17 protein-coding genes and 1 pseudogene are annotated in these 20,298 nt (G+C 63.8%); 7 read left to right on the forward strand and 11 right to left on the reverse strand.

Annotation, left to right across the window (positions count from 1 at the left end; genetic code table 11):
* Positions 1-6: 6 nt before the first annotated feature.
* Positions 7-186, reverse strand: coding sequence for a hypothetical protein (locus tag FAZ95_RS12660; RefSeq protein WP_367871118.1), 180 nt, complete (start codon positions 184-186; stop codon positions 7-9).
* Positions 187-460: 274 nt separating this feature from the next.
* Here FAZ95_RS12660 and FAZ95_RS39290 point away from each other — a divergent pair, with 274 nt between their 5' ends.
* Both FAZ95_RS39290 and FAZ95_RS12665 read left to right on the forward strand, forming a co-directional pair.
* Positions 461-619: a hypothetical protein gene (locus tag FAZ95_RS39290; protein ID WP_175425583.1), complete on the forward strand. Its 159-nt coding sequence runs from the start codon at positions 461-463 to the stop codon at positions 617-619.
* A gap of 27 nt (positions 620-646) precedes the next feature.
* Positions 647-1,837 (forward strand): low temperature requirement protein A, encoded by a 1,191-nt coding sequence (locus FAZ95_RS12665; protein WP_137332779.1) that lies wholly within the window; start codon positions 647-649, stop codon positions 1,835-1,837.
* Between the two features lie 154 nt (positions 1,838-1,991).
* On the opposite strand, the gene FAZ95_RS12670 is transcribed toward FAZ95_RS12665, so the two are convergent.
* Complete coding sequence (locus tag FAZ95_RS12670) at positions 1,992-2,747, reverse strand: DUF2968 domain-containing protein (protein WP_137332780.1); 756 nt, start codon at positions 2,745-2,747, stop codon at positions 1,992-1,994.
* Positions 2,748-2,827: 80 nt separating this feature from the next.
* Positions 2,828-2,959, reverse strand: a pseudogene (locus FAZ95_RS40500) (helix-turn-helix domain-containing protein); the annotation flags it as partial.
* A 238-nt stretch (positions 2,960-3,197) separates the two neighbouring features.
* On the opposite strand from FAZ95_RS40500, the gene FAZ95_RS12680 reads away from it, so the two are divergent.
* The gene (locus tag FAZ95_RS12680; RefSeq protein ID WP_137332782.1) at positions 3,198-3,686 is read left to right on the forward strand and encodes a DUF2147 domain-containing protein; all 489 of its coding nucleotides are present in this window, start codon (positions 3,198-3,200) and stop codon (positions 3,684-3,686) included.
* Between the two features lie 150 nt (positions 3,687-3,836).
* Here the strand turns inward: FAZ95_RS12680 and FAZ95_RS12685 are convergent, their stop codons facing one another.
* The 6 genes from FAZ95_RS12685 to typA all read right to left on the reverse strand — a co-directional run bounded on the left by FAZ95_RS12685 (position 3,837) and on the right by typA (position 13,564).
* Positions 3,837-4,289, reverse strand: a complete 453-nt coding sequence (locus FAZ95_RS12685) for a transposase (RefSeq protein ID WP_175425584.1) — start codon at positions 4,287-4,289, stop codon at positions 3,837-3,839.
* 142 nt (positions 4,290-4,431) lie between these two features.
* Entirely contained in the window at positions 4,432-5,529 is a 1,098-nt protein-coding gene (gene zapE, locus FAZ95_RS12690) for a cell division protein ZapE (RefSeq protein WP_137332784.1), read from the reverse strand.
* Positions 5,530-5,634: 105 nt separating this feature from the next.
* Positions 5,635-7,065 carry a dihydrolipoyl dehydrogenase gene (gene lpdA / locus FAZ95_RS12695; RefSeq protein ID WP_137332785.1) on the reverse strand — a complete coding sequence of 477 codons (1,431 nt, stop codon included), beginning with the start codon at positions 7,063-7,065 and terminating at the stop codon, positions 5,635-5,637.
* A gap of 122 nt (positions 7,066-7,187) precedes the next feature.
* On the reverse strand, positions 7,188-8,480 hold the full coding sequence (odhB, locus tag FAZ95_RS12700; RefSeq protein ID WP_137332786.1) for a 2-oxoglutarate dehydrogenase complex dihydrolipoyllysine-residue succinyltransferase: 1,293 nt from the start codon (positions 8,478-8,480) through the stop codon (positions 7,188-7,190).
* 140 nt (positions 8,481-8,620) lie between these two features.
* Positions 8,621-11,482 (reverse strand): 2-oxoglutarate dehydrogenase E1 component, encoded by a 2,862-nt coding sequence (locus FAZ95_RS12705; RefSeq protein WP_137332787.1) that lies wholly within the window; start codon positions 11,480-11,482, stop codon positions 8,621-8,623.
* A 255-nt stretch (positions 11,483-11,737) separates the two neighbouring features.
* Positions 11,738-13,564: a translational GTPase TypA gene (typA, locus tag FAZ95_RS12710; protein ID WP_137332788.1), complete on the reverse strand. Its 1,827-nt coding sequence runs from the start codon at positions 13,562-13,564 to the stop codon at positions 11,738-11,740.
* Between the two features lie 349 nt (positions 13,565-13,913).
* Here typA and FAZ95_RS12715 point away from each other — a divergent pair, with 349 nt between their 5' ends.
* From FAZ95_RS12715 to FAZ95_RS12730, 4 genes are all read left to right on the forward strand, one after another.
* Positions 13,914-14,390 (forward strand): MarR family winged helix-turn-helix transcriptional regulator, encoded by a 477-nt coding sequence (locus FAZ95_RS12715; protein ID WP_137332789.1) that lies wholly within the window; start codon positions 13,914-13,916, stop codon positions 14,388-14,390.
* A gap of 101 nt (positions 14,391-14,491) precedes the next feature.
* On the forward strand, positions 14,492-15,985 hold the full coding sequence (locus tag FAZ95_RS12720) for an efflux transporter outer membrane subunit (protein ID WP_137332790.1): 1,494 nt from the start codon (positions 14,492-14,494) through the stop codon (positions 15,983-15,985).
* 57 nt (positions 15,986-16,042) lie between these two features.
* Positions 16,043-17,275: an HlyD family secretion protein gene (locus FAZ95_RS12725; RefSeq protein WP_137332791.1), complete on the forward strand. Its 1,233-nt coding sequence runs from the start codon at positions 16,043-16,045 to the stop codon at positions 17,273-17,275.
* Positions 17,276-17,313: 38 nt separating this feature from the next.
* A complete protein-coding gene (locus FAZ95_RS12730) occupies positions 17,314-18,873 on the forward strand; it encodes a DHA2 family efflux MFS transporter permease subunit (RefSeq protein WP_137332792.1) in 1,560 nt (519 codons plus the stop codon).
* Here the strand turns inward: FAZ95_RS12730 and truB are convergent.
* Both truB and rbfA read right to left on the reverse strand, forming a co-directional pair.
* Positions 18,870-19,805 carry a tRNA pseudouridine(55) synthase TruB gene (gene truB, locus FAZ95_RS12735; RefSeq protein WP_137332793.1) on the reverse strand — a complete coding sequence of 312 codons (936 nt, stop codon included), beginning with the start codon at positions 19,803-19,805 and terminating at the stop codon, positions 18,870-18,872. The two genes, FAZ95_RS12730 and truB, sit on opposite strands and share 4 nt — an antisense overlap.
* Before the next feature lie 50 nt (positions 19,806-19,855).
* The gene (rbfA, locus tag FAZ95_RS12740; protein WP_137332794.1) at positions 19,856-20,224 is read right to left on the reverse strand and encodes a 30S ribosome-binding factor RbfA; all 369 of its coding nucleotides are present in this window, start codon (positions 20,222-20,224) and stop codon (positions 19,856-19,858) included.
* Positions 20,225-20,298 lie beyond the last annotated feature (74 nt).

A 20,298-nucleotide genomic window follows, 5' to 3' on the forward strand; every position in this document is an offset into this window, starting at 1 on the left:
CGGCGCTCAGGGTCGCTCAGGGTCGTCAAGGCGCCGCAGGATCTCCTCGATCCGCTCGCATTGCTTGAGCGTCAGTTCGAACTGACGCTGCACCGCAAGCAGCCGCCGACGCCAATATTCGACATTCAGCATCGGATTGGGCGGCTGCCGCGTCGCCCAATCCAAATGGTTCAGTTCGGCTTCCACCACGTGCTGCGCTTGAACTCTACGGGCGGCGTTCGTTTCTTTCTTTCCCATATCGTGTTCGCGTGTTGAGCGGTTGTCCCGCTACGCATCGGTTGCGCAAAATCGGTGCCGCGCGCGGGTCCCGCACTCAAGACGCGCAAGGCGCGCGCGTTTTGAACGAACGCCTCTCGCTCACGCTTTCCATCCAGCGTCCAGATCGCATCGCCCTCCGTCGAACTGGCGGGCCTGAGCTATGCTGAATGCTGGGTAGTCTGACTGGAACGGGAGCCACATCATGTCCTCTGCAAAGCCCACGCCGAAGCCGCCTGATCCGCACCCTGTCGAATCCGCCGAAGAGCGTCTCGACGAAGCGCTCGACGAGACCTTCCCGGCGAGCGATCCGATCGCCGTCGACCCTGCCGAGCCGCCCGAAGACAAACAAAAACGCCGCTGACGACGCGCGGCCGACCGATGCCCACCCATGCGTGAGATCCAAGACCGCTTTTTGCGCAAACGCGACGGCGAAGAAGCCCGCGTCACCTACACCGAGCTGTTTTTCGACCTGATCTACGCGTTTGCGGTCACGCAGCTTTCGCACCGGCTCATGCACGACCTGAGCGCGACCGGCGTGCTGCAGACGCTGGTCCTCTGGTTCGCGGTGTGGCTCGGCTGGCAGTACACGTGCTGGGTCACGAACTGGTTCGACCCCGAGCGCCCGCCAGTGCGTCTGCTGGTGTTCTTCGTGATGGCCATCGGCATGATCATGGCGGCCTGCCTGCCGCTCGCGTTCGGCTCGCGCGGGCTCGTGTTCGCCGTGAGCTACGTGACGATCCAGGTGGGGCGCAGCCTCGCCGTGCTCGTTTTTCTCGGCGGCAGCCACTCGCTCACGGCGAACTTTCGGCGCATCACGGTGTGGCTCGTCATTTCCGGGGTCTGGTGGATCGCGGGCGGCCTCGCAGACGGCTCGGCGCGCCTGATTTGCTGGGGCATCGCGGTGCTGTGCGAGTACGTGTCGCCGATGTTCGGCTTCGCGCTGCCGCTTCTCGGCCGTTCGCACTCGAGCGACTGGCGCAGCGCCGAAGGCGGCCATCTCGCCGAGCGCTGCCAGGCGTTTGTGATTCTCGCGCTCGGCGAATCGGTGGTCGTCACGGGCGCCACGCTCTCCGACACCGTGTCATGGAACGCCCCCACGGTCATCGCTTTCCTGGTCTGCTTCGCGGGCAGCGTCGCGATGTGGTGGATCTACTTCGACTGGGGGAGCCGCGCCGGCAGCCATGCGATCGCCCGATCGCGCGAGCCGGGCCTGATGGGCGCGTATTTTCACTACGTCCACGTGATCCTGATTGCCGGGATCATCGGCTCGGCCGCCGCCGACGACCTCGTCATCCTCCATCCGGACGCGCGCATCGGCACGCCGACGGCGCTCCTGCTGATCGGCGGCCCCGCGCTCTACGTGATCGGCTGCGGCCTCTACAAGCGCGCGATACACAGCTGGCTGCCGCTGTCGCATTGGGTCGGGCTCGCGCTCTGCGCGCTCATCGGCCCGCTCGCGTTCCATACGGATTTGCTGATGACGGGCACGCTGACCACGCTGATGATGGCCGTCGTTGCCGCCTGGGAGAGCGTATCGCGCCGGCAGTCGGCGCACGCGCGCGGCTTGCGGGCCGAGTGAGTCCCGAGTGAGTTCCGAACGAACGGCCCATGAAAAACCGCCGCCCCGCTCAGCAAGCGCTAAGCGGGGTGGCGGTTTTGTGTAGCGGCAAGCCGGCGATCGGACCGCCAACAGCCAGCAAACGTTGGCGGCGCAGCTCGCGCGACCGGGACGCTCAGTGCGTGCGCGGCAACCCGGCGTCGTTCTCGCGTTGCAAGGCGGCCACGGCGCGCTGCGCTTCACGCAGTTGCGCTTGCGCCTGGACCTTCTGCGCCTGCAGCGCAGCGGCTTCGTCGCGCGTTTCCTTCTGATGGTCGTCGACGAGCTTCTGCTGCGCATGCGCGATACTGAGGTCGGCTTGCAGACGGTTCGCACGGTCCTGCGACAGGGCGATCAAGCGGTCCGTGTAAGCCTTTTGCGCCTCGAGCTTGGTGCGGCGGATTTCGACATCGGCCAACTGCACGCTTTTGCGCGCGAAGTCGCCGTAGATCGCTTCGGCGCGTCCTTCGTCCTGCGTCTTGATCACACGCCAGAAGTTCTTCTGCTCGAACAGCGCGACGTAGTACGTCATTTCCTTGCCGTAGAACAGCAGGCTCGCGCCATAGCTGCCGTTGTAGGCCGTGCGCAGTTCGACCAGGTCGTTGCCGTGGATCATCTGTTGCAGTTCAGCAACGTTGCCCGTGGCGGATTGCTTCGCTTCGTCGGCCGTGAGGGTGGTCGTGGCCGGTACGGCAGCCGCGACCGGTGTTGCCGACGGCAGCGGGTCGTTCGTGCTCGCCTGCGACGCGACGGCCACGTCGGCCGCGCTGCCGGAGGCCGCCGGTATCGCTAAGTTACTGTTCGAATTGACTTGTGCATGAACTCCCTGGATTCCCCCGATCATGACCAGCGCGGCGAGCGCGGTCCCCCGCAAGTGAGATATTTGGATCATGTAGTTTGATTCCTGCGCCGATAGTTCTAATTGTCAAATCAAGCGTCTCATTATTACTCACTTTCACGCGTTTCGGGTTCCTAGTGGACGATTTGGTACGTACACATTTTTCCCCACAAGATTTTGCGGTTGATGCCGAGATATAAGGCGGCATCCTGCCGCCGCCAAGCGTTCGCATCGAGGGCGGCGAGCACGCGGTTGCGCTCGGCGAGATTGCGCAGCCCACGCGTCAACGCAACGTTTTCGTATCGGCTGAACTGACACCAAATACGCTCGGCACTCGCGCCGGCCTGATTAGAAGTTCCACTCGCGCGCAGAAAGCGCAGGTTCGCGCGTATTCTGCTTGCACTCTTAAAAAACGCTGTCCGTAGCCTGCCGTGACGACGCGGCGACGCCGCGACGACTCGGCGCGAAAACAATCGAAAGACTACTCACCCAAGGAGGAAGACAATGCGGCATTTCACGCAACGCGCCCAGGCGCTCGCGCTCAATACGCTCAAGCAGGCCACGCTCGCCGGCGTGCTGCTGGCTAGCGCCGGCTTCGCGCTGGCTCAAGGAACCGATACCCCTGTCGGCACTTGGCAAACGATCGACGACCACACGGGCCAGCCCAAAGCGCTCGTGCAAATCACCGAGGACAGTAACGGCGCCCTGAGCGGCAAAGTCATCAAAGGTCTCAGCCCGAACGACAATCCACAGCGCCGCTGCACCGAATGCACCGACGCGCGTAAGGATCAGCTGATCCTCGGCATGACGATCATCAACGACATGAAGAAATCGGACGGCGGCTGGGACGGCGGCAACATCCTCGATCCGGAGAACGGCAAGGTGTACAAGTGCAAGATGCACGTTGAAGACAACGGGCAGAAGCTCGTCGTGCGCGGCTACATCGGGATTTCGCTGCTGGGCCGCTCGCAGACCTGGAATCGGGTGCAGTGAGCGTCTAAGGAAGCCAACGGCCAGCGACGCGCAACACAGCCCCTAAACGCGGCTCAGCTCGAGCAACAAGAAGAAAGAGTATGCCGGCCGGCGATACGCATCGTCCGGCCGGCTTTGTTTCACGGATACATGGCCGAACGCAGCCATACCTTACGCCGCGCGCTTGAGAGCGACGGCGAACTCCTGCCGCGGAACCGTTGCTGTCGACACGGCAGCAGGCGCTGGCGCAACCGGATTGGCAGGCATGCCGGCCGAAACCGCAGGCGCCGGCTTGATACCCGGCCTCGTGTACGAGCGCATGCGCAGTTCCATGAGGCTGCACAACTCCTCACTGGCAGCGCCGTATAACTGCTGGAGCACTTTCTTCAGCGTGCCGGACTGATGCCACGCTTTGAAACGGCGGTGGCAAGTCTGATACGACGGGAAGCGGCGCGGCATGGCGGACCACGTTGCACCGCTGTACATCACCCACAGCACGCCGTTCAGAACGGCCCGCGTATTGGCAAGGGGACGGCCACGCAGCTCGGCGCGCGGACGCAGTTCCGGCAACAGCGGTGCCACGCGTTGCCATTCTTCATCGGTAATATCGCGATACGGTGTCATGGTCCTCTCCTTTGTCAGATCCATGACACAACAATATCGAGGTACGCATGCACCGAACATCGGATTAATCCGATTCTTGAAATAGCCTGATGGCGGACGTGTTGCCGCTTCTAACGGCGTCCGCTTGCGCCTTCGCTATCCATTAGGTCAACGACGTGTCGACGATCCGTCGCGGCGTTTCCAAATACTCCTTCGATTGCATCTCGACCAAGCGCGACACCGTCCGGCTAAATTCATTGGCCATCGGCCCTTCGACGTACAAGTCCTCGGCCGGCACCGCGGCCGACATCAAGAGCTTCACCTTGTGGTCGTAGAACACGTCGACGAGCCACGTAAAGCGCCGTGCCTCGGACGCCATCCGCGGCGACATCTGCGGCACGTCCGACAGAATCACCGCGTGAAAACGCGTCGCCAGCTCCAGGTAATCGTTCTGCGAACGCGGGCCGCCGCATAGCGTCGCGAAGTCGAACCAGACCACGCCATCGGCCTTGCGCAGCGCCTTCAGCTCGCGCTTTTCGATGCGCAGGATCGGGCTTTCGTCGGGCACCGCGGCGAGCTGCGAATACGCGGCGCGCAACGCCTTGTCAGCGGCGGCGCCGAGCGGCGTGTGATAGACGGACACCTTCGCGAGCGTGCGCTGCCGATAATCGATGCCCGCGTCGACGTTGATCACGTCGAGCTTCGTCTTGATCAGCTCGATCGCCGGCAACACCCGGTCGCGATGCAAGCCGTCGGGATAGAGCGTGTCCGGATCGTAGTTGGACGTCATCACGAACTGCACGCCATTCTCGAACAGCTTGTCGAGCAGCCGATACAGGATCATCGCGTCCGCGATATCGGACACGTGGAATTCGTCGAAACAGATCAAGCGATAGCGCTTCGCGACGCGGCGCGCCAGTTCGTCGAGCGGATCGGCCTGCCCTTTCAGCTCTTCGAGCTCGCGATGCACCTCGCGCATGAACTCGTGGAAGTGCAGCCGCGTCTTGCGCGTGAGCGGCACGATCGCATAGAAGCTGTCCATCAGGAAGCTCTTGCCGCGGCCCACGCCGCCCCACATGTAGATCCCGCGCGGCAGATCCGGACGCATGATCAGCTTCATGAAGGCGTTCGGGCGGCGCGCCTTGTAGGCGACCCACTCTTCGTAGCACCGCTGCAGACGGTCGACGGCCGCGCGCTGCGCCGCATCGGATTGATACCCCCGCGTCTGCAGTTCCTTTTCGTAGTATTCGGTGACGTTCATCGTGTGACGGTAGAAAAAACAAAAGGCGGTGGGATCGCTCCCGCCCGCCTTCGTGGTACTGCAGTTGCGCCCGCTTCACTCAGCCGGCGCGACCTCTTTACCGGATTACATATTGAGCGAGCGTTTGTCGACGGCGAGCGCCGCTTCGCGCATCACTTCGGAAAGCGACGGATGCGGATGGCAGATACGGCCGATGTCTTCCGACGCCGCCTTGAACTCCATCGCCACCACCGCTTCCGCGATCAGGTCCGACGCGTCCGCCGAGATGATGTGCACGCCGAGCAGCTCGTCGGTTTTCGCGTCGGCGATCATCTTCACAAAGCCGTCGGCCTTGTTGATGCCGAGCGCACGGCCGTTCGCCATGAACGGGAACTGTCCCGTCTTGATCTCGCGGCCTTCGGCCTTCAGTTGCTGCTCCGTCTTGCCGACCCACGCGATTTCCGGCTCGGTGTAGATCACCCACGGAATGCAGTTGTAGTCGATGTGCGGTTTCTGGCCGTCGATGACTTCGGCGACCAGCACGCCTTCGTCTTCGGCCTTGTGCGCGAGCATCGGGCCGCGCACCACGTCGCCGATCGCGTAGACGTTCGGCACCGCCGTGCGGCAGTGATCGTCGACGTCGATGAAGCCGCGCTCGTTCGCCTTCAGGCCGATCGCTTCGAGACCGAGGTTGTCGGTATTCGGCACGCGGCCGATCGACACGATCAGGCGATCGGCTTCGAGCGTCTGCGCGTTGCCGTCCTTGTCGGTGTAGGCCATCGTCACGCTGTCTGCGGTCGTCTTCACTTCGCCGATGTTCACGCCGAGGTGGATGTCGAGACCCTGCTTCTTGAATTGCTTCGCCGCTTCCTTCGCGAGCGCTTCGTCACAGGTGCCGAGGAATGCCGGCAGCGCTTCGAGCACGGTCACGTCGGCGCCGAGACGGCGCCACACCGAGCCGAGTTCCAGGCCGATCACGCCCGCGCCGATCACGGCGAGCTTCTTCGGCACGGAGTCGAATGCCAGTGCGCCTTCGTTGTCCGACACGATCTTGTTGTCGACCGGTGCGTTCGGCAGGTGGCGCGCCTTCGAACCCGTCGCGATGATCACGTTCTTGGCCGTGACGACTTCGGTCTCGCCCTCGCCGCTCACTTCGATCGTCACGCCGGCGTCGGTCTTGCCGGTGAACTTGCCGTGACCCTTGAGCCAGGTGATCTTGTTCTTGCGGAACAGGAACTCGATGCCCTTCGTCATCTTCTCGACGATGCCGTCCTTGCGGGACATCATCTTCGAGATGTCGAGCTTCACGTCCGACACGTTGATGCCGTGGTCAACGAGGTGATGCGACGCGTTCTCGAACTCCTCCGACGACGCGAGCAGCGCCTTCGACGGAATGCAGCCCACGTTCAGGCACGTGCCGCCGAGCTTGAGCGCGCCGGCCGGGTTCTTCCATTTTTCGATACATGCGACGGTCTTGCCGAGCTGCGCGGCGCGGATGGCGGCGATATATCCGCCCGGGCCGGCGCCGATCACGACGACGTCAAATTCTTTGGACATGACTATCCTTTCGATGACGCAGCGGCGCGCGGTGGGTCATTCAAACCCGGCCGCGCGGCGCTGCGATTCAGATCAAATGCAATGCGGAAGACTGATGCGAACTACAGGTGTAACCGCAGGGATTACAGATCCAGCAGCAGACGGGCCGGATCTTCGAGCGCGTCCTTCATCGCGACCAGCGACAGCACGGCTTCGCGGCCGTCGATGATGCGGTGGTCGTACGACAGCGCGAGGTAGTTCATCGGACGGATCACGATCTGGCCATTCTCGACCACCGCACGCTCCTTCGTCGCGTGCACGCCGAGAATCGCCGACTGCGGCGGGTTGATGATCGGCGTCGAGAGCATCGAGCCGAACACGCCGCCGTTCGAGATCGAGAACGTGCCGCCCGTCATTTCTTCGATCGACAGCTTGCCGTCCTTCGCCTTCTGGCCGAATTCGGCGATCTTCTTCTCGATGTCGGCGAGGCTCATCTGATCCGCGTTGCGCAGGATCGGCACCACGAGACCGCGCGGCGAACCGACCGCGATACCGATGTCGAAGTAGCCGTGATAGACGATGTCGTTGCCGTCGATCGACGCGTTCACGAGCGGGAATTTCTTCAGCGCGTGAACAGCCGCCTTGACGAAGAACGACATGAAGCCGAGCTTCACGCCATGTTCCTTCTCGAACTTGTCCTTGTACTTGTTGCGCAGGTCCATGACCGGCGCCATGTTCACTTCGTTGAACGTCGTGAGGATGGCGTTGGTCTGCTGCGACTCGAGCAGACGCTCGGCGATACGCGCACGCAGACGCGACATCGGCACGCGCTGTTCCGGACGGTTGTGGAGCCACGTGTCGGCGGATGCCGGGGCCTTCACGTCCTGCAGCGCCGGGCGCGCAGCCTTCGCGGGCGCGGCGGCCGGAGCCTTGGCAGCCGGCGCCGGTGCGGCGGTGCCCGCGGCGAGCACGTCGCCCTTCGTGATGCGGCCGTCGCGGCCCGTGCCTTGCAGTTGATCGGCGGAGAGGTTCTTCTCGGCCATCAGCTTGTTCGCGGCGGGCGAAGCAGCCGTGCTGGCCGAAGCCGCTGCTGCTGCCGGTGCAGCGGCGGGCGCCGGCTGCACTTCGGCCGTGCCTGCGGCTGCAGCGGCTGCGGGAGCCGCGGTGGCGGCGGCGGTCGTCGCGCCCGCCTTCGCTTCCGTGTCGATCTTCGCGATGATTTCGTCAGCGACGACGATATCGCCATCGTGCTTGATGACTTGTGCGAGCACGCCTGCCGACGGGGCCGGTACTTCGAGCACGACCTTGTCGGTTTCGATCTCGATCAAGATTTCGTCTTGCGCGACAGCCTCGCCCGGCTGCTTCTTCCACTGGAGCATGGTGGCTTCCGAGACCGACTCGGACAGCTGGGGAACCTTGACTTCTACGATAGCCATGTGATTTTCCTGAACTCGTATCTGGGTGAGCGCGAACTTGGCCCGGGTTCGTTGGGACGCCGACTCTCGATAACGGCGCAAACGACCTCGTGCTTGAGCGGGAAAGCGCCCAAGCGCTTTCCCGGTTCGCTGCGTTTCGTTTATTTAGCGATCGATGCGCTCTTCAAGCGGCCAAACGCGCCTTCGACCAATGCCTTTTGCTGCTCATAGTGCTTCGCGTAGTAACCGACTGCCGGTGAAGCCGAAGCCGGACGGCCGCTGTACGCGAGCTTCTGTCCTTCCTTCATGCCTTCCTTCAGGTGGTGTTCGACGTAGAACCACGGGCCTTGGTTTTGCGGCTCGTCCTGCACCCAGACCACTTCGGTTGCGTGCTCGTACTTCTTCATTTCCGTTTCGAACTGCTTGTGCGCAAACGGGTACAGCTGCTCGATACGGATGATCGCGACGTCGTTCGACTTCGATTCGCGGCGATGCGCGACGAGGTCGTAGTACACGCGGCCCGAGCAGACGAGCACGCGCTTGACCTTCTTCGTTTCGATCGAGGCATCGACTTCACCGATGATCGGCTGGAACGAGCCCTTCGCGAGTTCGGACAGATCCGACACCGCCTCCTTGTGGCGCAGCAGCGACTTCGGCGTCGCGACGATGAGCGGCTTGCGGAACAGGCGGATCATCTGGCGGCGCAGCAGGTGGAAGATCTGCGCCGGCGTGGTCGGCTGGACCACTTGCATGTTGTGGTCCGCGCACAGCTGCAGGAAACGCTCGATACGCGTCGACGAGTGCTCCGGACCCTGGCCTTCGTAGCCGTGCGGCAGCAGCATCGTGAGACCCGACTGACGGCCCCACTTCACTTCGCCCGACGAGATGAACTGGTCGATCACGACTTGCGCGCCGTTCACGAAGTCGCCGAACTGCGCTTCCCAAGCGACGAACGTGTTCGGCTCAGCCGTGGAGTAGCCGTACTCGAAGCCGAGCACCGCTTCTTCGGACAGCACCGAGTCGATCACCGTGAACTTCGCCTGGCCTTCCGCGATGTTCTGCAGCGGAATGTACGTGCCGTCGTTCCAACGCTCACGGTTCTGGTCGTGCAGCACCGCATGACGGTGCGTGAAGGTGCCGCGGCCCGAGTCCTGGCCGGTCAGGCGCACCGGGTAGCCCGAAGCGACAAGCGACGCGAACGCGAGGTGTTCGCCCATGCCCCAATCGAGCGGCGCATCGCCACGCGCCATCGCGCGGCGGTCGTTGATCACGCGCTCGACGAGCGGGTGGACCTTGAAGTTGTCGGGAACCGTGGTGACGCGCTCGCCGAGGCGCTTCAGTTCCGCGAGCGGCACGGCCGTATCGGCCGAATCGGTCCACTTGCGGTTCAGGAACGGCACCCAGTCCACCGCGTACTTGCTCTTGTAGTTCGAGAGCACCGGATCGATGGTGTGGTGGCCTTCGTCCATCGCGGTGCGGAACGCCTTGACGTAGTTGTCCGGATCTGCCGCGCCGATCACGCCCTGCTGCACGAGCTTCTCGGCGTACAGCGCACGCGTGCCCGGGTGCTTCGCGATGGTCTTGTACATCAGCGGCTGCGTGACCGCCGGCGTGTCCTGCTCGTTGTGGCCGAGCTTGCGGAAGCAGATGATGTCGATCACGACATCCTTGTGGAACTGCATCCGGTAATCGATCGCGATCTGCGTGGCCAGCACGACCGCTTCCGGATCGTCGCCGTTCACGTGCAGCACCGGCGCTTCGATCATCTTGACGACGTCCGAGCAGTACAGCGTCGAGCGCGCATCGCGCGGGTCCGACGTCGTAAAGCCGATCTGGTTGTTGATGACGATGTGCAGCGTGCCGTGCGTGCCGTAGCCGCGCGTCTGCGCGAGGTTCAGCGTTTCCATCACGACGCCCTGGCCCGCGAAGGCCGCGTCGCCGTGGATCTGCACCGGCAGCACTTGCAGGCCGTCTTCGTCGCCGCGGCGGTCCATCCGCGCCTTCGCCGAACCTTCGACCACCGGGTTGACGATTTCGAGGTGCGACGGGTTGAACGCGAGCGACAGGTGCACCGGGCCGCCTTCGGTCGAAACGTCCGACGAGAAGCCCTTGTGGTACTTCACGTCGCCGGCCGGCAGGTCGTCGACGTGCTTGCCTTCGAATTCGGCGAAGAGGTCGGCCGGCATCTTGCCGAGCGTGTTGACGAGCACGTTCAGGCGGCCGCGGTGGGCCATGCCGATGACGATTTCCTGCACGCCCTTCGAGCCCGCGTGGCGGACGACTTCGTCCATCGACGCGATAAAGCTCTCGCCGCCTTCGAGCGAGAAGCGCTTCTGGCCGACGTACTTGGTGTGCAGGTAGCGCTCGAGGCCTTCGGCAGCCGTCAAGCGGTTCAGGATGTGCTTCTTCTTGTCAGCCGAGAAGTTCGGCGTGGCGCGGATCGCTTCGAGCCGCTCCTGCCACCAGCGCTTCTGCTCCGGATCGCTGATGTACATGTACTCGGCGCCGATCGTGCCGCAGTACGTGTCGCGCAGCGCTTTGACGATGTCGCGAAGCGTCGCTTGCTCGAAGCCGAAGTACAGGTTGCTCGCGCTGAACGTCTGGTCCATGTCGGCTTCGGTGAAGTCGTAGAACGCAGGTTCGAGCTCGGGGATCGCGGGACGCTCGCGGCGCTTCAGCGGATCGAGATTGGCCCATTGCGAGCCAAGGAAGCGATAGGCGCTGATGAGGGTCTGGACGTGGACCTGCTTGCGTGCCGTGGCGAGGTTTTCGCCGGCTTCCGCTTCGCGCGGAATGAACGCATTGGCTTTGGCGCGCTGGGCGAACGATTCGACGATCGGGCCATGGGCCACATCATTGGCGGAGGTGCCATCCGACGCGGGCGCGTTCTGAAGCGCGTCGAAATACTCGCGCCAGTTCTCGGGCACTGAAGCCGGATTGTCGAGATATTGCTCGTACAGTTCTTCGACGTACGGAGCGTTGCCGCCGAACAGATACGAGTTCAGCTGGAATTGCTTCATCATGTTTACGCTCACCTTTCTTCGAGTTTCTCGAGAAATAGCGGGTTACTCAACCTTCCGCGACACGGCCTGACCGTTTAGCGGATTGCGCGAATCAAGTCTTGCTTGGAAGGACCTAAAACTAGCAAGCGGAGCATAGCACAGAACGCATATACGGGATTCCGCAAACGCTATGCAAGATGACAAAAAGCCGCTTTGCAGCGGCTTTTTGCTGGTGCTATACGCGCTCGCTTCGAGCGGCGCTTAATCGTGAAGCGCTTAATCGACTGCGGCTTCGCGGCTCGCGCGGCGGCGCTCGTGCTCCTTCAGGTGACGCTTGCGCAGACGAATCGACTGCGGCGTCACTTCGACGAGCTCGTCGTCGTCGATGAATTCGACCGCGTACTCGAGCGACATCTGGATCGGCGGCACGAGGCGCACGGCTTCGTCGGTGCCCGACGCGCGCACGTTCGTCAGCTGCTTGCCCTTGATCGGGTTCACGACGAGGTCGTTGTCGCGGCTGTGGATGCCGATGATCATGCCTTCATAGAGCGCGTCGCCCGGCTTCACGAACATGCGGCCGCGGTCCTGCAGCTTCCACAGCGCGTAAGCCACGGCGGCGCCGTCGTCCTGCGAGATCAGCACGCCGTTGCGGCGCTCGCCGAGCGAGCCTTCCTTGAGCGGCGCGTACTCGTCGAACACGTGACTCATCAAGCCCGTGCCGCGCGTGAGCGTCATGAACTCGCCCTGGAAGCCGATCAGCCCGCGTGCCGGGATGCGGTACTCGAGACGCGTGCGGCCGCGGCCGTCGGACGCCATGTCGAGCATTTCGCCCTTGCGGCGGCCCAGCTCTTCCATCACGCCGCCTTGGTGGCCGTCTTCCACGTCGACCGTCAAGAGCTCGTACGGCTCGTGCTTCACGCCGTCCACTTCGTGCAGCACCACGCGCGGACGCGACACGGCCAGCTCGTAGCCCTCGCGGCGCATGTTTTCGACCAGGATCGTCAGGTGCAGCTCGCCGCGGCCCGACACTTCGAACACCGTTTCGTCGCCGGTATCGCGCACGCGCAGCGCGACGTTGTGGTTCAGCTCTTTCATCAGACGGTCGCGGATCTGGCGGCTCGTGACAAACTTGCCTTCCTTGCCCGCGAGCGGCGACGAGTTCACGAGGAAGTTCATCGTCAGCGTCGGCTCGTCGACGGTGATCATCGGCAGCGCCTCAGGCGTATCGACGGCGCAAATCGTCGCGCCGATGCCGACTTCCTCGATGCCGTTGATGAGCACGATGTCGCCGGCTTGCGCCTCGTCCACCTGCACGCGCTCCAGACCCTTGAACGACAGCACCTGATTGATCTTGCGATTGAGGATCTCGCCTTCCGGGCCGAAGCGCAGCGCCACTTGCTGGCCGGGCTTGATGCGCCCGCGCGCGATGCGGCCGACGCCGATCCGGCCGACGTAAGTCGAGTAGTCGAGCGACGTGATCTGCAGCTGCAGCGGCGCCTCGGGATCGGACGGACGCACCGGCACGTGTTCGAGGATCGCCTCGAACAGCGGGCGCATGTCGCCTTCGCGCGCGCTCGGCTCGAGCGATGCATAGCCGTTCAGGCCCGACGCGTACACCACCGGGAAGTCGAGTTGCTCTTCAGTCGCGCCGAGCTTGTCGAAGAGGTCGAACGTCTGATTGATCACCCAGTCGATGCGGGCGCCCGGGCGGTCGATCTTGTTGACGACGACGATCGGCTTCAAGCCGAGCGCGAGCGCCTTTTTCGTGACGAAGCGCGTTTGCGGCATCGGGCCTTCCACGGCGTCGACGAGCAGCAGCACCGAGTCGACCATCGACAGCACGCGCTCCACTTCACCGCCGAAGTCGGCGTGGCCCGGGGTGTCGACGATATTGATGTGCGTGCCTTCGTATTCGACCGCGCAGTTCTTCGCGAGAATCGTGATGCCGCGCTCTTTTTCGATGTCGTTCGAGTCCATCACGCGCTCGGCGATCTGCTGGTTCTCTCGGAACGTGCCCGACTGGCGAAGCAATTGGTCGACGAGCGTGGTCTTGCCGTGGTCGACGTGGGCAATGATGGCGATATTGCGAAGAGCGCGGGTCATAGGAACCTGGAAACGCAAGGAATTTGCGCGAAATGTGAAACACGTTGAGTGCGCCGAAGCGGCTGGACGGGACAACACCGGCCGAATTTGATTGCACTTGGGACAGCCAAAAATTATAGCACGCGCGCGTGACGCCGAATTAGCACACCTTCCACTTCCCCGCATCGCGCCGAATCGACGCAGCCGCACAAACTCAAAGCGCCGAAACGCAGAACCGGGCCGGCATTCTCCATACTGTCAGTAGGCGCTTAATACAAAAGACTCTTTCCTGGGGTGTAATAACGCTTGCCGCGTCAACTAACCGCACCTATACTCCTGCCTAGTCAATTATTGCAATCGCACGAGAATCATGACGGAACCTACCCCCGCGCTGCCCAAGGAACTCAGCGAATATCAAATGGGCGAAAGCGTCGGCTACCTGATTGCACGCGTGAAATCGGTCATGTCGAACCTGGTCACGCAACGCACGATGGCGGAGTTGGGCATCACGAGCACGCAGGCCAGCATCCTGTTCATGGTCGCGAGCGGCCGATGCCTCGTCGCAGCGGAGCTGGCCCGTGATTACGGGATCGACGCCAGCGCCGTCACGCGCCTGATCGACCGGCTGGAGAAGCGCGGCCTGCTCACGCGCGTACGCAGCAGCGAGGATCGCCGTGTGGTGCGTCTCGCCTTGACGCCGGAGGGCTACGAACTCGCCGCCCGCATGCCGGAAATCTTTACGAGCGTGCTCGACAAACTGCTCGCGGGCTTCACGCCCGAAGAGGTCGGGTTCCTGAAGAGCATGCTGCGGCGCGTCCTCGTCAATAACGGGGATCAGACGAATTGAGCACGCGGCGATCGCACGCGGCAGCAACGCCAATTCGCATCCGAACACACAAAAAAATACTTGCAGGGTCCATGATCACACTCCATTCCACGAGTCGAGCGATGAAATCTCTTTCCCCGTCGGTCCGCGCGCTCTCGTCCCGGGGGGCTGTCGCCGCGGCGGTCGCGGCGCTCGCCCTCGCCGGCTGCGTGAACTACTCCGGCATCAAGAGCGACAAGCACATCGCACCGGCGACGCAATTCGAGTCCGCGCAAAGCCTGCCGGGCCAGGGCGCGCAATGGCCGTCGCTCGACTGGGCCGGGCAGTTCGGCGACCCGCAGCTGCCGAAGCTGATCGCCGAGGCGCTCGAGGGCAACCCGACGATCGCCCAGGCGCAGGCGCGCGTCGCGAAGGCACAGTCATATATCGAAAGCTCGCGCTCGAACCTGTATCCGAAGGTGGACGGCAGCTATTCGTGGAATCGGGAGCTTTTTTCGGGCAACGCGCTCTACCCCCCGCCCTTCGGCGGCACCTGGTATAGCGAGAACAACGTGCTCGCGAGCGCGTCGTGGGATCTCGACTTGTGGGGCAAGAACCGCGAGAAGCTCGGCTCGGCGGTTTCGCAGGCCAAGGCGGCCGACGCCGACATGCAGCGGGCGCGCATCACGCTTGCGTCCTCGGTGGCGCGGACGTATAACCAACTGGCTCAGCTCTACGCGCTGCGCGACATCGCGAAGCGCGAAATCAAGAACCGCCAGGACGTCAGCTCGATCACGAACGGGCGTGTCGCTGCTGGCCTCGACACCAACGTCGAGAAGCAGACGGCTATCGGCAATATCGCGAGCAGCCAGACGACGCTGTCGGACTACGACGGTCAGATCGCGATCACGCGCTATCAGCTGGCCGCCCTGCTCGGCAAGGGCCCCGATCGTGGCCTGCAAATTGCGGAACCGGTACTGGCACCGGGCGGCGCCGTCGCGCTGCCGGACAACCTGCCCGCCGATCTCGTCTCGCGCCGGCCCGATATCGTCGCCGCGCGCTGGCAAGTGGAAGCCGCCATGCACGACGTGAAGGAAGCGAAAGCCGAATTCTTCCCTGACGTGAACCTCGCCGCCGCCGCGGGCTTCGATGCGTTCGGCTGGGGCCGCTTCCTGACGTCGTCGAGCCGTCAGATCCAGTTCGGCCCGGCGGTCCATCTGCCGATCTTCGACGCCGGCGCGCTGCGCTCGCAATTGAAGGGACGCTATGCCGACTTCGACCTCGACGTCGCCAACTACAACCAGACGCTCATCAACGCGCTGTCCGACGTGGCGACGCAAGTGGCGTCGATCCGCTCGGTCGACCAGCAGATGGGCGACGCGCAGCGGGCGCTCGATGCGTCGACCAAGGCTTACGAGCTGGCTGTCATCCGCTACAAGGCCGGTCTCTCGGAGCAGCTGCAGGTGCTGAATGCCGACATCAACCGCCTGTCCGCCGAGCAAACGGTGACGAATCTGAAGATGAGGCGGCGCGACATGCAGTTCGCGCTGATCACGGCACTCGGCGGCGGGTTCGATGCGAACGCCGCGGGCCTGACGGCGCCCACCGAAGCGTCCGCCGCGCACGCGCCCGGCTGAACCCCGCGGACGACAGACGACTAAACGACCAAGATTGAGAGAATACGGAGCTTTGCAATGAGTGAAACCCAACAAGCCGCGACCAGCGTGCAGCAGCCGAAATCGAACGGCAAGCGCAAGCGGATGATGACGCTGCTCGTGATCGTGATTCTGATCGCGGCCGTCGCCTACGGCCTCTACTACTTCCTCGACGCGCGCTTCCACGAGGACACCGACGACGCCTACGTAAACGGCAACGTCGTGCAGATCACGCCGCAAGTCACGGGCACCGTCATCGCGGTCAACGCCGACGACACGCAGACCGTCAAGGAAGGCGCCCCCCTCGTCGTGCTCGACGGCGCCGATGCGCGCATCACGCTGCAGCAGGCCGAGGCGAATCTCGGGCAGACGGTGCGCCAGGTGCGCGGCCTCTTCGTCGACGACAACCAATATGAAGCGCAAGTCGCGCTGCGCCAGTCGGATCTCTCCAAAGCTCAGGACGACCTGCACCGCCGGATGCAGGTCGCGCAGACGGGCGCCGTGTCGCAAGAAGAAATCTCGCACGCGCGCGATGCCGTGAGGGCCGCGCAGGCCTCGCTCGACGCCGCCCAGCAGCAGCTCGCGTCGAACCGCGCGCTGACCGCCAACACGACGATCGCGACGCACCCGAACGTGATGGCCGCAGCCGCGAAGGTCCGCGACGCCTACCTCGCCTACGCCCGCAACACGCTGCCGGCGCCGGTCACGGGCTATGTGGCGAAGCGCTCGGTTCAGGTTGGCCAGCGCGTGTCGCCGGGCACGCCGCTGATGGCGATCGTGCCGCTGAACGCCGTGTGGGTCGACGCGAACTTCAAGGAAGTGCAGTTGAAGCACATGCGGATCGGCCAGCCGGTGGAGATGACCGCTGACGTGTATGGCTCGTCGGTCACGTACCACGGCACGGTGATCGGCTTCTCGGCGGGCACGGGCTCTGCCTTCTCGCTGTTGCCCGCGCAAAACGCGACGGGCAACTGGATCAAGGTCGTGCAGCGCTTGCCGGTGCGCGTCTCGCTCGATCCGCAGGAGCTCGCGAAGCACCCGCTGCGTATCGGTCTCTCGATGAATGTCGACGTGAACATCAAGCAGGACGGCGGCCAGCTCGGCGAAGCGCCGAACACCGTCTATTCGACCGACGTGTTCGCGAAGTACGGCGATCAGGCCGATGCCGAAATCGCGCGCATCATCGCGGCGAACGCCGGTCAGAACGTAGGCTTGCAGCAACAGAAGGCGGGGTCCGCCCATGCGGCGGCAAACGGCGCGTCGCACGGCTAAGCAAGCCACCGCCAAACCGAATCAAGGTCTCAAGCTCAATGGCTCAAGCTCAAGCCCCTCACCCGCCGCTGCAAGGCATGCAGCTGGTGATCGGCACCATCGCCGTGTCGCTCGCGGTGTTCATGAACGTGCTCGACACGTCGATTGCGAACGTCGCGATTCCGACGATCTCCGGCGACCTCGGCGTCTCGGCCGACCAGGGCACCTGGGTCATCACGTCGTTCGCGGTCGCCAACGCGATCTCGGTGCCGCTCACCGGCTGGCTCACCGACCGCATCGGCCAGGTGCGCCTGTTCCTCGCGTCGATCGTGCTGTTCGTGGTGTCGTCGTGGATGTGCGGCCTCGCGCCGACGCTGCCGCTGCTGCTCCTGTCGCGCGTGATTCAAGGCGCGGTCGCCGGGCCGATGATCCCGCTCTCGCAAGCGCTGCTGCTCGGCGCCTATCCGCGCGAGAAAGCGCCGATCGCGCTCTCGATGTGGGCCATGACGACGCTGATCGCGCCGGTCGCCGGACCGATTCTCGGTGGCTGGATCTCCGACAACATCTCGTGGCCGTGGATCTTCTACGTCAACATTCCGGTCGGCATCGCCGCGGCGGCGGCGACCTGGGCGATCTTCCGCAAGCGCGAATCCGTCGTTAAAAAGGCGCCGATCGACGGCGTCGGCCTCGGGCTCCTCATTATCTGGGTCGGCTCGCTGCAGATCATGCTCGACAAAGGCAAGGATCTCGACTGGTTCTCGTCGACGACGATCGTCGTGCTCGCGCTGACCGCAGTCATCGGCTTCGCATTCTTCGTCGTTTGGGAACTGACGGCCGATCACCCGGTGGTCGACCTATCGCTCTTTGCGCGGCGCAACTTTACGGGCGGGACGGTTGCGCTATCGATCGGCTATGGGCTCTACTTCGGCAACCTCGTGCTGCTGCCGCTGTGGCTGCAAACCGATATCGGCTATACGGCCACCGACGCCGGCCTCGTGATGGCGCCCGTCGGCCTGTTCGCCATCTTGCTCTCGCCGGTGACAGGCAAGTTCCTGCCGCGCACCGACCCGCGCTACATCTCGACGGCCTCGTTCTGCACCTTCGCGCTGTGTTTCTGGATGCGCTCGCGCTACACGACGGGCGTCGACACCTGGGCGCTCACGTTGCCGACGCTGATCCAGGGCATCGCGATGGCGGGCTTCTTCATTCCGCTTGTGTCGATCACGCTGTCGGGCCTGCACGGCAGCCGGATTCCGGCCGCGTCGGGTTTGTCGAACTTCGTGCGGATCATGTGCGGCGGCATCGGCACGTCGATCTTCCAGACCGCGTGGGACCATCGCACGATCCTGCATCACGCGCAGCTCACCGAGCAAGCGAACGCGTACAACCCCGTGTTCGCGCAGCAGATGACGGGAATGGGCTCAGTTGGGCTCGATCAGGCGCAAAGCTATGGGCTCTTCAACAACATGGCGACGCAGCAGGCCGCGCAGCTTGGCGTGAACGACTTGTTCTATTTGTCGTCGGCGATCTTTATCGCGCTGATCGCGCTCATCTGGATCACGAAGCCCGAGCGGGCCGGTGGCGCGGATGCGGGAGCGGCGGCGTCGGCGGCGCACTAAGAAGCTTCGGCGGTCACGACAAGCCGCTCCGGCGCAAGCACGCCATCCGCCGCCTTCGCGACACCCAGCAGCCTGCCGCCGTCTCCATAGACGCGCACTCTCGAACCCTGCTGGGCATCGATCGCCGGCAATTCCGCGAGACGCAAACGCTGTCCGTGCAGAAATCGACGTGTCGCCTCGGCGTCGAGTTCGACTGACGGAAACGTCGACAGCAACGCATCAACCGGCTGCAGCCACGCATCGCGCTCGCCTTGCCCGGCATCGGAAAGCGCATCGAGCGTCACCGAGTGCTCGAGCGTCAGCGAGCCGACACCCGTACGGCGCAGCGCTACCAGATGCGCGCCGCAGCCGAGCGCCTCGCCGATATCCTCGGCGAGCGTGCGCACATAGGTGCCCTTGCTGCATGTCACGCGAAACGTCACATCGGGCAGCGTACACGCGAGCAATTCGAGCGCATGAATCGTCACATTGCGCCCTTCCCGCTCGACCGTCTGCCCTGCGCGCGCATATTCATAGAGCGGCTTGCCGTCGCGCTTGAGCGCCGAATACATCGGCGGCACCTGAACGATGTCGCCGCGAAATTGCGCCAACGCGGCCTCGATCGCGGCGAGGTCGCAATTCACGGCGCGCGTTTCGAGCGCTTCGCCTTCCGCATCGCCCGTCGTCGTGCGAATGCCGAGGCGCATCGTCGCCTCGTAGGTCTTGTCGGCGTCGAGCAAATCTTGCGAAAACTTGGTCGCTTCGCCGAAGCACAGCGGCAAAAGGCCCGATGCAAGCGGATCGAGCGTGCCGGTGTGACCGGCCTTCTTCGCGGTATAGAGGCGCTTGGCGCGCATCAGCGCGTCGTTGCTCGACAGGCCAACCGGCTTGTCGAGCAGCAACACGCCGTCGAGCGCGCGGCGCGGCACGCGGGGGCGTTGGGTCTGAGTCATGTAAGAGGCAAGACGATGGAACGATGGCGAATGACGCGCGGCGCGCGAAATCAGTCGTCTTTTGCTCGCGTCGCGTTCGCTTCGTCGATGAGGCGCGACATCTCGACGGCCTTCTCGATCGTCTTGTCGTAGTGGAAATGCAGCGTCGGCACCGTATGGATGTGCAGGCGCTTGAACAGCAGGTTGTGCAAATGGCCGGCCGCATGGTTGAGCGCGGTCTGCGTCGCCTGCGCGTCGCCGGTCAGCGTCGTGAAGTACACCTTCGCATGCGCGTAGTCAGGCGTCAGCTCGACGCTCTGGATCGTGACGAGACCGATGCGCGGGTCTTTGACCTCGCGCATGATGAGTTCGGACAGATCGCGCTGAATCTGATCGGCGATCTGGACGTTGCGGTTCGGGGTACTGCGTTTTTTCGGCATGATGATTCCGTGATTCGGTGCGTCCAATAAAAAAGGCGGAACGGGCCAGCGCCCGCTCCGCCCTTCGAGCCTTC

The organism is Trinickia violacea (assembly GCF_005280735.1).
Taxonomy (GTDB): Bacteria; Pseudomonadota; Gammaproteobacteria; order Burkholderiales; family Burkholderiaceae; genus Trinickia_A; species Trinickia_A violacea.